This is a genomic window from Sphingobium sp. CCH11-B1 (assembly GCF_001556865.1).
In the GTDB taxonomy this organism is placed as follows: Bacteria; Pseudomonadota; Alphaproteobacteria; order Sphingomonadales; family Sphingomonadaceae; genus Sphingobium.
In genome coordinates this window covers 1-9,933 of sequence record NZ_LSJY01000104.1, presented here as the reverse complement: position 1 = coordinate 9,933, position 9,933 = coordinate 1, and the positions used below count along the sequence as shown (strand labels likewise).

The 9,933-nt window shown below is 66.0% G+C and carries 11 protein-coding genes and 1 pseudogene; 1 reads left to right on the top strand and 11 read right to left on the bottom strand.

Translation table 11 applies throughout. From position 1 onward, the window contains the following. Together AX724_RS11090 and AX724_RS11080 are read right to left on the bottom strand one after the other, a co-directional pair. A pseudogene (locus tag AX724_RS11090) lies at positions 1–696 on the bottom strand (hypothetical protein); the annotation flags it as partial. A gap of 361 nt (positions 697–1,057) precedes the next feature. Continuing rightward, positions 1,058–1,837, bottom strand: a complete 780-nt coding sequence (locus AX724_RS11080; RefSeq protein ID WP_066766254.1) for a Mom family adenine methylcarbamoylation protein — start codon at positions 1,835–1,837, stop codon at positions 1,058–1,060. A 242-nt stretch (positions 1,838–2,079) separates the two neighbouring features. Here AX724_RS11080 and AX724_RS11075 point away from each other — a divergent pair, with 242 nt between their 5' ends. Further along, on the top strand, positions 2,080–2,583 hold the full coding sequence (locus AX724_RS11075; RefSeq protein WP_066766252.1) for a MucR family transcriptional regulator: 504 nt from the start codon (positions 2,080–2,082) through the stop codon (positions 2,581–2,583). 114 nt (positions 2,584–2,697) lie between these two features. Here AX724_RS11075 and AX724_RS11070 read toward each other — a convergent pair whose 3' ends face one another. From AX724_RS11070 to AX724_RS11030, 9 genes are all read right to left on the bottom strand, one after another. Further along, positions 2,698–3,297 carry an N-6 DNA methylase gene (locus AX724_RS11070; RefSeq protein WP_231736650.1) on the bottom strand — a complete coding sequence of 200 codons (600 nt, stop codon included), beginning with the start codon at positions 3,295–3,297 and terminating at the stop codon, positions 2,698–2,700. Positions 3,298–3,476: 179 nt separating this feature from the next. Then, entirely contained in the window at positions 3,477–4,688 is a 1,212-nt protein-coding gene (locus AX724_RS11065; RefSeq protein WP_066766251.1) for a hypothetical protein, read from the bottom strand. Next, positions 4,685–5,896, bottom strand: coding sequence for a helicase HerA domain-containing protein (locus tag AX724_RS11060; RefSeq protein ID WP_066766250.1), 1,212 nt, complete (start codon positions 5,894–5,896; stop codon positions 4,685–4,687). Before AX724_RS11060 ends, AX724_RS11065 begins: the two co-directional genes overlap by 4 nt. A 71-nt stretch (positions 5,897–5,967) precedes the next feature. Then, positions 5,968–6,282, bottom strand: coding sequence for a hypothetical protein (locus AX724_RS11055; protein WP_066766249.1), 315 nt, complete (start codon positions 6,280–6,282; stop codon positions 5,968–5,970). 96 nt (positions 6,283–6,378) lie between these two features. After that, positions 6,379–6,705, bottom strand: coding sequence for a hypothetical protein (locus tag AX724_RS11050; protein ID WP_066766246.1), 327 nt, complete (start codon positions 6,703–6,705; stop codon positions 6,379–6,381). A 78-nt stretch (positions 6,706–6,783) separates the two neighbouring features. Beyond that, positions 6,784–7,218, bottom strand: a complete 435-nt coding sequence (locus tag AX724_RS11045) for a DUF4262 domain-containing protein (RefSeq protein WP_066766244.1) — start codon at positions 7,216–7,218, stop codon at positions 6,784–6,786. A gap of 28 nt (positions 7,219–7,246) precedes the next feature. Next, on the bottom strand, positions 7,247–7,780 hold the full coding sequence (locus tag AX724_RS11040) for a hypothetical protein (RefSeq protein WP_066766242.1): 534 nt from the start codon (positions 7,778–7,780) through the stop codon (positions 7,247–7,249). Between the two features lie 97 nt (positions 7,781–7,877). After that, positions 7,878–9,212: a hypothetical protein gene (locus AX724_RS11035; protein WP_066766239.1), complete on the bottom strand. Its 1,335-nt coding sequence runs from the start codon at positions 9,210–9,212 to the stop codon at positions 7,878–7,880. Then, entirely contained in the window at positions 9,209–9,661 is a 453-nt protein-coding gene (locus AX724_RS11030) for a hypothetical protein (RefSeq protein ID WP_066766237.1), read from the bottom strand. Before AX724_RS11030 ends, AX724_RS11035 begins: the two co-directional genes overlap by 4 nt. Positions 9,662–9,933: the final 272 nt, after the last annotated feature.

Here is a 9,933-nt window from a genome sequence, read left to right as displayed (position 1 = left end):
TATACCCATTGAAACAAGAGCTTGCGGTGAGACGAGACACCATCTGCAAACATAAAAGCCAGCAGCTCGACTTGGGCGGCACGGGGAGGCCGGCGGCCTCGATCCGCGCGATGCAGGCGGCGCGGTCCCATTTCCATTCGCGAAGCGGGTATCGGCACTCGAAGAGATCATGCTCGATCGCGGACGCATGGGCATGGCGCCGCGTGTCCGCCGGCGAAGCATCGTAGCCGATCAGGCGGATGACTTTCTGGCGGCGCGCCCAGGCTGCCTTCGCGGGCTCCCACTGTTTCAGGAACGCGTCCTGCGGCGCCACCTTCCATTTGAGACTGCAGGAATGGCGCCCCAGCGAGATGCTCGGTAGTGTCGCGTTGGTCAGGACGTTGGCGAGCAGGTCGTAATAAGGTGGCCAGTGTTTAACCGACGCGGCGTATAACGCACGGTCTCGTAGCGGATTCCCCGTGCCGCTATCCAGGCCGCGATCATCTTCTGATACTCGTACGTCTCCGGCTTCTCGATGCCTGGATCGCCGGTCAGAACGAGATCGGGCGGGGTTCTGCGGCTTTCGAGCTCGACGAGCAGCGCGGTGCTGTCGACGCCGATCCCGTAGGCGAGCACCACGGGGGCAGGTTCGGCGACGCGGATATAATCGATGTCGCGAATATGCGCGGCGGGCGCGGGAGGATCGGTCGCCAACATGGAGGTGCTCCGTTCTCGCGCAGTCCATCTGCGCGCCGAACGTCCCCCCGCCTCTCCTCCTCGGCCCCGGGTGGTGAAGGCGCATCGTCATTCGGCGTCCTGAAGGCTGGACTCCCGATCGTAGAGATCGAGGTGGACGCCGATCGTGGCCGCCTCGTCGGTGGTAAGGTCCCGGTGGTCATCGCTGTCCAGGGCGGTCGCCATCTCGATGACGGGATGAACCGATACGACCTCGCCAGAAGGAAGCTGGAAGAGGTTCGGCGACCCCCGAGCGGGCGGGTACCGGCGGGCACTTCGAAGCTGCCAGTGATTTCGAATGAAATGCGCATGACCATGATTTCTCCTTTCGGGCGAAAAGCCGTCAGCGAGCCGGCGCCACGAGTTTCGGGTAAGGCAAGCGCGGCAGATCGCGACCTTGTCGACGCGCCCGTCGCGTGAGTTCGAAGCAATAGGTGAAGAGGCCGGATTGTCGGTGACGGCTCAGCAACTGTTCGACCTCAAGGCGGCGAAGCCAGGCTTCGGGGCTTTCGCGTCGCGCGGGGCCCGGCAAGCCGAGGCGCACGATCTGGTCGATGGCGCCCTCCATCCCGCGCTCGCGCAGTCGGATCTTCGATAGCGTTCGCTCGGAGATGGTGCGGCCAGAAGCGCGGAGAACCGTGCGCGGGCGTGTCACCCCCCGGTGGGCTCCGGACAAGGCAGCGTAGACGCGGCCGATATGACCGAACTCGGGATCGCTGTAGGAAACGACGGCTTCGATTGCAGGTCGAGCCTGGCGGAGCAGCCGAAACGCTCGCGCGCAGAAGAAGCTCTCGCCGTTTTGGGGAACTTGGTCGAGAAGAATGAGGCGCGAGAGAACGCTCCCCTTGGCCGGATCCGTGAAGCCGGTGTGTCGGGTGATCACGGCGCTCGTCGCGGGAACCGCGAATACGGCAACGCCTTCCAGCGCAGCGCGACGCCCGAATAGGCCAATGGCGACTTGTGCGGCGGGGTAGGAGGGCAAGTAATGATGTTCGGCGATGAAGCCGCGGGCGACCGCATGCTCGATGATGTCCACGGAATAGGCGCGGGGATTTATCGTGCGGAAGTCGGCCGCCCATAGCGCGCGCCGGTCGCGCCAGCGCTGGCTGCGAGAGGTTTCCATGTAGGCCTCGGTCAAGAAAGGAGCGTCAAAGGCTTGGGCCTTCGACTTGCCATCCAAGCCCCTCCCCCTCTTCTCCCGACCGCACAGAAAGGACGGTGGTAACGCAGCCCTTTTTGCGTCAATAGGGGGCGCCGCTGCGCGACGGCCGGCTCGCTGATGCTCGCCGGTGAGCTTCACCCGGCTCTGTCTTGCCGGTGGCGATAGATCGGACTCTATTCGAAAATCAAGGAAAGCAGATCACAATGAGCGACGTGTCAGAACACGAGAGCAATCTGATCACCCTGACTGCCGACATCGTTACCGCGCACGTTACCAACAACAGCGTTGCCGTCGGAGATTTGCCCTCGCTCATACAGAATGTTCATGGCGCCTTGTCGGGTCTCGGGAGGAGCGTCTCTACGGCGGAGCCCAAGCAGGAGCCGGCAGTGTCGGTTCGCTCGTCCGTGAAGCCGGACTATATCGTGTGCCTCGAGGACGGCAAAAAGCTCAAGATGCTCAAGCGCCACCTGATGACCCACTATCAGATGACGCCAGCAGAATATCGCGCGAAGTGGAATTTGCCTGCCGACTATCCGATGGTCGCTCCCAATTATGCCGAGCAGCGCCGGACGCTGGCCAAGAGTATCGGGCTCGGCCGCAAACGCAAGGCAGCCGCTGTGCCGGCGCCTGCGCCGTCGAAGACGACGAAGCCGGCGCCGATACGCCGCCCTCGCGCGAAGAAGCCTGAAGGGCAGCCTGCCGAGTAGGGCAGAGCTTTTCAGAACAGCGTCAGTTGTTCTCCAACCACGCGGGCCTCCGTTACTGACGTACGGCGAGATGAGTGATCATCTGGCGCGCGCTGCACGGAACGCGCCGGCTGCTCAGCTGCGCTGTTGGGACGCGAGCCTCAGGCCCCAACCTCCCATTATGTGGGCAGGGGTGAACCAGTGCTCGCGAACCTCGTTGCTGAGAGAGTTGCCAACCATGACATGGGCCGGGATGTGGAGCAGTGAGAACTGGATATAGGCCATGTGTACGGCTCGTTGGTCGATATCGACTGCGTTCACGTGGAGATGCCGCTGGTAGTTGATATTGGCGGCGAGCATCGCCTGCGCCAACGCGATGACCATGGCGCCGGCGCCGCAGGCGGGTTCCATCGCGCAGACAAAGCCCTTGTCGGCGATCAGCGCCCGCGCGTCATCGGCGTCGCCGAGAGTGATCTCCGCCATCATCTGGCAGACAGGATAAGGCGTGAAGAACTGGCCCCGGTTTTTGCTGTGGATCTCAAGCGCGGTGAAGATGCTTCCCAGCACATCACCCGGCGCGGCCTCCAGTGCCATGGTGATTTCACCGAAGACGTGCGGAAACATCTCGACGGTGGATCGGTCATATCGTCCCACGATCTCGAGGTAGCGCGCCTCTCGATGGGTCCGGGAGCGGCTATCGACGCTGTTCGAGATGCTGATCGCGGTGAGTTCCATGCAATCTGAGAAGAGGTTGTAGCGATCGTGGCGATAGCCATGCGCGTCGAAGAGTTTGAGGACGTTCCTGATATGTCGATCCTGGGGCGGCATGAGGGTTCCCCGCGCGCGGCCGGCTGGGCGGCCGGGCGCGCCTTGTCTGAGTGAAGGGTGGGAGCAGCGGGCTGGCCGCGGAGGGTTCACCCCGCGGCGAGCAGGTCCTCCAGCGTCACGGAGCGTCTCGGCCTACGTCCGAACTGGTAGCCGTGATTGGTCGCATATTTGCTGAGCGACATGGCCTTGCGGTCGAGAGCGACGGCGAGATCCGCGATCGAAACCCCGGTGCGGAAGGCCATGTCGAGGGCGCGGGTTTCCTCGTCGCTGAACGGCCGGATGTAGCCGTGGACGAGCCCGAGGCTGTTCGCACGCGAGGTGAGCGCGGCTTTGGTCCGGCCCATGCGCGCGGCAAGAAGCTTGGTGGGGACGCGGCCATAGTCCGCGCGCAGCCGCGCCTCCTCGGCGCCGGTCCAGTCCGGACCGATGCGCCATCCGTTGCGGTTGGCATGAAGGCCGCGCAGCCCTAGATATTCGGCGCGGTGGCGCAGCGACCCGGATGTGCGGCCGAGCTGTCGCCGCAGCGGGGTCAGGCTCGTTCCCTCGGTATAGGCCTTGCGGAGAAGCTCGTCCTCTTCCGGCGTCCAAGCCCGCCCCCATCCGCGGCCGTAGCCGAGCTTGCGGATGGCAAGGCCGAAGCCTCTGATCGTTCGCTGCGGGAACCCCTCCTCCACAAGCATCGCAACGATCGCGGTGTAGCGATGGCCCACCTCCGCGAGTTGGAGCGCGCGCGCCGTCTCCTGCTGCGTCCAGTCGGGCGGATGGTTTGCATGCACGATGCCGAGATAGCCGGCGCGGCTCGACAGGCCGCCAAAGGGCCGACCGATCAGCGTCGCGATCTGAGCAAGCGGCACGCCGCGGCGATAGCCTTCGGTGAGCTGGGTATCCTCCCAGGGTGTCCATTCGGGAGGATTGCCCTCGGTCAGGTCGAGCAGCCGGGCCCGGGCATAGACCGCCGAGCAGGATCGGCCGAGATCCGAGGCGATGCTGGCGGTAGGCTCGGCGCTATATCGACGGGTCAGCTCGGCATCGTCCAGTTCGGTCCAGGCCCGCGCCGAGTTGCGACGAAGTCCGAGCAGCGCGATCCGTTCGGCGACGGCCGCCCTGCCGCGGGCAAGCGCAAGCGCGATATCGCTGATTGCTGTATCCTCGAGGAAGAGCGCGCGCAGCCGATCGCTCTCGGCGGGTGTCCAGGCATCCGCGCGGTAGGCCATTTCGCGCAGCGGCTGTGACTCGAGGAAGGGCCGTAGCGCGGGAGCGAGCTCGACGACATCGGCGTCCAGATCGAGCGGCTTCATGCGAGCGCCACCACGGGAATGTCGCTGATTTTGGCTCTGAGCCGGGCGTGCAGCCGGGCGATCCGGTCTTCCCCGCGAGGCATCGTGTCGACCGCCGCGATCGCTGCGAGCATGTCGAGCGCGTTGTCCACCGCTTCGCGTGAACAACCGAGGTGACCGGCGAGATCGTTGGCGGTGGTCGCATTGGGGGCGATGCGCTTGAGCGCGCCGATGATCGAGGCCGCGTGCGGCGCTGACGGATCGAGCAGGAAGGCGTCGAGCGCGCGGGTTCCTTTGAGCGTGAGGCTCGTATCGCGCCCGCCGTTCGAGACTTCCCGCAGGGCGGACAGATCGAGGAGCTTCTCGGCCTCGTCTCCGTCGATCGCGGCCGCCGCGGTAAGCTTGGGAGTCGCGCCAAGATGCTCGGTGATCGTCGCTTCCACGTGGGCAAGGACGGGGAGCGGCGACATCGCCGGCCCCATGGCGAAGAATTCGCCCGGGGCGAGCTTGCGCAAGGCGTCCGCCTCCTTGGCGGAGAAGCCGAGCAGGTCAGCGGCGCGCGCGATGTCGCGGTCGAATACGTTGAGGCCGACGAGGAAGTTCTGCAGCTCGGAGATCACCGAGGAGGACAGCTTCGCGAGGCGCTGGGTGGCGATGACCGGCGCGATGCCGCGCTTGCGGCCGCGGGCGCAAAGATCTGTGAGCGTGGCGACGCCAAGGCGGCGGGTTTCGGCGTCGCGGGCCGATCCCGCATGATGGGGCGCGAGCAGATGCCCCTCGTCGATGCAGACGAGAACGGTGTGGCTCCAATGCTCGCGCGGCGCGCCGATCAGGCCGGCGAACAGAGCGGCCGCCTTGATGATGCGCTGATCGGGGTCGAGGTCGGTGAGATCGACATGGAGCGAAAGTCGGTGCTGGCGGGCGCGCGCGGCCGCTGCCGTGAGGCCGTCCGAAGTGAGTTCGCAGCCCTTGAGCGAGGTCGCGCCGATGTGCGCGGCGAGATTGCCGAACTCACCTTCGGGATCGACCAGCACGATCGTCGTGAAGTCGAAGGCTTCCTCGATGATCTTGCGCAGGGTGCGGCTCTTGCCCGCCCCGCTGCTGCCCTGGATGAGCAGCCGGCCGGCGAGCAGGCGCTCGAGATTGAGCATGAGCGCGCCGCGGCTGTGCTTACCGATCGGCACGGACCATTGATCGGCGGAAGGGTCGATCGAAACGACTGTAGCCATGGTGGAATCTCCTGGGCTTGGCCGGTCTGGCCACCGCCCACTCGATCCCCCTTCCCTTTCTCGTGTCGTGATTAGGCGCCGGGCCGCTCCTCGGCCTCGCGCGCGCGGCTGCGCATACCCCAGTCGGGCTCATAGTCCGGTCCGTAGTTGGCGCTGCGCAGATATTCCACGTTGCCGGCTTCATCGACGAGATAGCCCGTGACTTCCTCGGCATAGTCCGCATCGAGCGCGCCTTCGGCGGTCGGGATCAAGCGCACGCCGAACCCCTTGGTGAACAGCGCCTCGTCGGCGGCGCGCATGGCGTCTTCGTGGCTCGCGGCCGCGACAGCGACTTTGACGCGAACGGTCGCATAGACGTGAACAAAGTGGGTGGGCTCCGACATCATCGGTCTCCGGTGGGTGGCTTGGGGGATGGTGAACAGGATGGGGTCGAAGCGTCCGCCGAGCTTCGCCCCGGAACTTTCACGCTGGTCGGCTTGAGATCAGACGTCCAGGATTGCACCGTTGAGGACGGCATACAGGCCAACTTCAAAGCGAAGTTTCTGTAAGGTTCGAAAGTTGGCGTCGCGCCGAGCCTCGAAGTGGAACGCACTGCGGCCGGTGTCGGCTTCCTTGATGCCCGTCGAGAGAGTGGGATAGGTCTTGCCAGCACGTGGACCGGTCATGATCTGGGCCGTGGAACGGCAGTCCAGCGTACGGTCGAGAGCATAGCCGAGATCGCGCAATTGCCGTTTGATTTCGCTGAGCGTGACGGGATGCCAGCCATCGGCGGCGCGTGCGGCCAATTCATTGGCGAGAGCAGGGCTCATGGGCGAAGCTCCTTCGCTTTGCATCGACGGTTTCCCGTTTGTCATCGGCCGATGGGTTGGGGACATTCGGTGGCGGCGTCAGGCCAGCGGCACGTCGAAGGCAGGTGCGCAACCCGGTTCAGCGGGATAGACCCCGGCGGGATCGCACAGCAGCACCTGCAGGATGTCATATTCTTCGTGGCGAAGATAGCGGCCGGCCTGGAACGTGAAGCGATGGCGGGCTTCGGCGGAGGCATGGCGCAGGCGAACGGGAAACTGACCGCCGACGTCGATGTCGCCTTCAAGCGGCCTGCGCGCCTCGCGCATCTTCCGGCCGAGCTCGTTCAGGATCGAGCCCGCGACCCGGGGCGAGAAATTGCCGATGAGCAGCAGCTCCGGCAGGCCCTGCAGCGCGTTGCCGATGCTGTAGGCGAAGGCGGGTGTGTCGCCATCGGCGAAGATCAGGAAGAGATGCTGACCGCTCCGCGCGATATTGTGTTCGATGTCGGTATAGAAGTCTGAAGGATCGAGCATGAGAGCCTCGGCATCGATTTGAGGGAGTTCAGGCGGCAACGGGCGGAGCCAGGACTTCGAGATTGGCCGTGTCGACGAGTTCCGTCTTCTGGCTGCGCTCGCGCGGCGTCATATCGAGCTTCACGTAGAAACCCGCGAAATGTGTCTTCACGATCACGCCCTCGCGGCCGGCATAGCGGTCCCCGCCGATGCGCTGGCGCGCCCGGATACGGACGCGCGATCCGATCCGGTGCTCGAGGACTGGTTCAGCCGGTACTGCACGCTCGGCAAGGAACTGTGCCAGGCACGCCGTGTCATCCAGCCTGTCCGGCTGCGCGCGGCAGGCGCGGGCGAGCATCGTCCAGGCGCGAGGGGCCATGGCCTCGCCGGCGAGCAGGCGGTCACGGTCCTCGTCATGCCCGGCGAGCTGCCCGGCCGAGATATGGGCATCCGGATCGAACGCGAGGATCGTCGCGGCATGAAATTCGTTCTCGCCAAGCGCGATGGTCAGGTGGGGGAGCTGCCGGACGAGGTCAGCATCGCCGGCAGCGGGAAGACGCGAGATGACGGAGGTTTCAGGCATGAAGGGGTTCCCATAGGCGGAAGAAGAAGGAGTGCCGGCTGCTCAGTCGTCCGGCACATGTCCCGGACATCCCCCCTCTCCTCGCACGCGCGCTGGATCAGGCCGCCGCGAGGTCGAGGAGATCGGGAGCAGGCTGTGCCGTGAGCCGGGTGGCGCCGCCGAAGGCGCGGAGGCGGACCGCCATCGCCTTGCGAAGATGGGCGCGGTTGCCAATCACGGTTTCGGGGGGCAGCGGTTCGCCCTGGACCGTCACATAGCCCGTGGCTGGGCGGCCGTCCGGCGTCTCTACGATGATACGATGACCTCCGCCCGCCTGCTTTCCAGCATAGCGCGCGGTGAACTCGCCGAGTTTGCCGGTGAGGCCCTTCGTCGCCTTGCCCCAGCGGATGTGTCCGGCGCCGAGACTCTCGCCCGCCACGAGTCCACGGTCGAGCCAGATGCGGAAATGTCCGCGCTGCTGAAGGACGGTGTTGCGGGTGCGCTCCATAGTCCGGCACAGCGGCAGCGCGCTCGCATGGGCATCGAGCAGCGAGAGGTAGCCATGCTGGGCCGCGACAAGGATATCGTCGAAATCGCGGCCTGCTATGAGGGCGCGCAGTTGGGCACCAAGCCGTGGGTCCGCCGGCAGGTCGACGCCGCACAGGGGCTCGCTCGCCGGCCTTGGCGCGCCGATGTCGCCGAGTGCATGAAATCCGGCTCCGGTGATCACGATGATGGTGAGCTCGTCCGATCCGGGACAGTCGCGCAAGGCCGGGAGAAGCAGCGCGGCATCGGTTTGCTGCGTTGCACTCGCGCCGACCAATCCGGCTTCGGGCGCGCCGAGAATGAGGAGCCGCCGCGTCCATCGGGCGGGGAGCGGCTCGTCGGTCGGTCTGGGCCAGGCGCTCGGGAGGGGTCGGCCGGCTGTCGGCACCGGCGGGTCGTCAGCTGGCAGTGCCGCTTCGAAGGCGCGGCGCGCGGTATCGAAAAGGTCGTTGCGATTGCCGCCGCCATCTGAGAAGCCCTGTTCGTAGGCGAGAGATCCGGGCGTCGCGCACCCGGGCCGCCGGACTTCCGGCTCCCATCCGGCATGGGCCGCATACCAGCCCGAGGCGTAGCGAACGGAGCGGTCCCAGTCATAGGCGTGGACCGAGCGCGCCCGCAGGATCGCCTCATCGCGAGCGTCGCCCTCGCCGCGCCCGACGCGCTCCTCGGTGAACGCGAAATTGCGGAGTTGGCGTTGCTCATCTGCCGCTTTCGACATGGCTTCCATGACCGGGCGGAGTGCCAAAGCGCGCTCGCGCATGCGCGCCATTCTCGCTTGCGCATCGGCCGGATTCGACAGGTCCGGAAAGCGCTGCCAGGCGTCAGCCAGAATCTCCGCGTGACCCGGCCGCCGGCCGCGCGCGACCCAGGTGGCCGCGTCGGCGGGGTCGAAGCGCTCGGAGATCATCGGTCCCCCTCGGCGCGAAAGCCGAGGTCGGAAGCGGCCAGGCTGTCGATCTCGCGCGCGAGGGCTTCGTAGCGGCCCGAGAGATTCTCGATTTCCGCGATGATGCGCGCGTTGGGCGGCGCCGATGGTACATCCAGACGGAACGGAACGGCGCGTTCGGCCATCTCGGGAAACATGGCGCCGAGCAGAACCGCGCCCACGCGGTCGGCGACGCCGTCGACGAGCTTGCCGAACCGATGCTTGTCGAGCCCGGGTGCGGCTTCCAGGTGAGTCATCGGCGCGATGACGTCCGGGAGCCGGGCGAGGAGTCCGGCGCCGAAGCCGTAGTCCGAATGCATCGCGATGAGCGCCTGCCGCTCGAGCGAGATTTCGGTGAAGGGGACATGCACCCGGTACGAATAGCTCGGCGCTTCGACGCCGATCCGGGTGCGCGTGAGCAATATGCGCATCAAGCTCTCCTGTCAGGCAACCAGCCGCGGGGCGGCGGGAACGGATGCTGGAAGTTTGAGATGGTGGCGGATGCGCTCGGCAAAGCGGTCGGGCTCGACCAGTTCGCGAACCGAAGCCCAATAGTTGCGTTCGCCGATATGGTCCTGGCGGTCGCGGACCTTGCGAAAGCAGACCTCGCGGTCGGGCCCGAACGGCCCGAGCGAGAACTGGACCCAGGGCTCTGTTGCAAAGATTGGCGGCAGTCAGAGGTAGGCTGTCGCTCTGCGCCGAT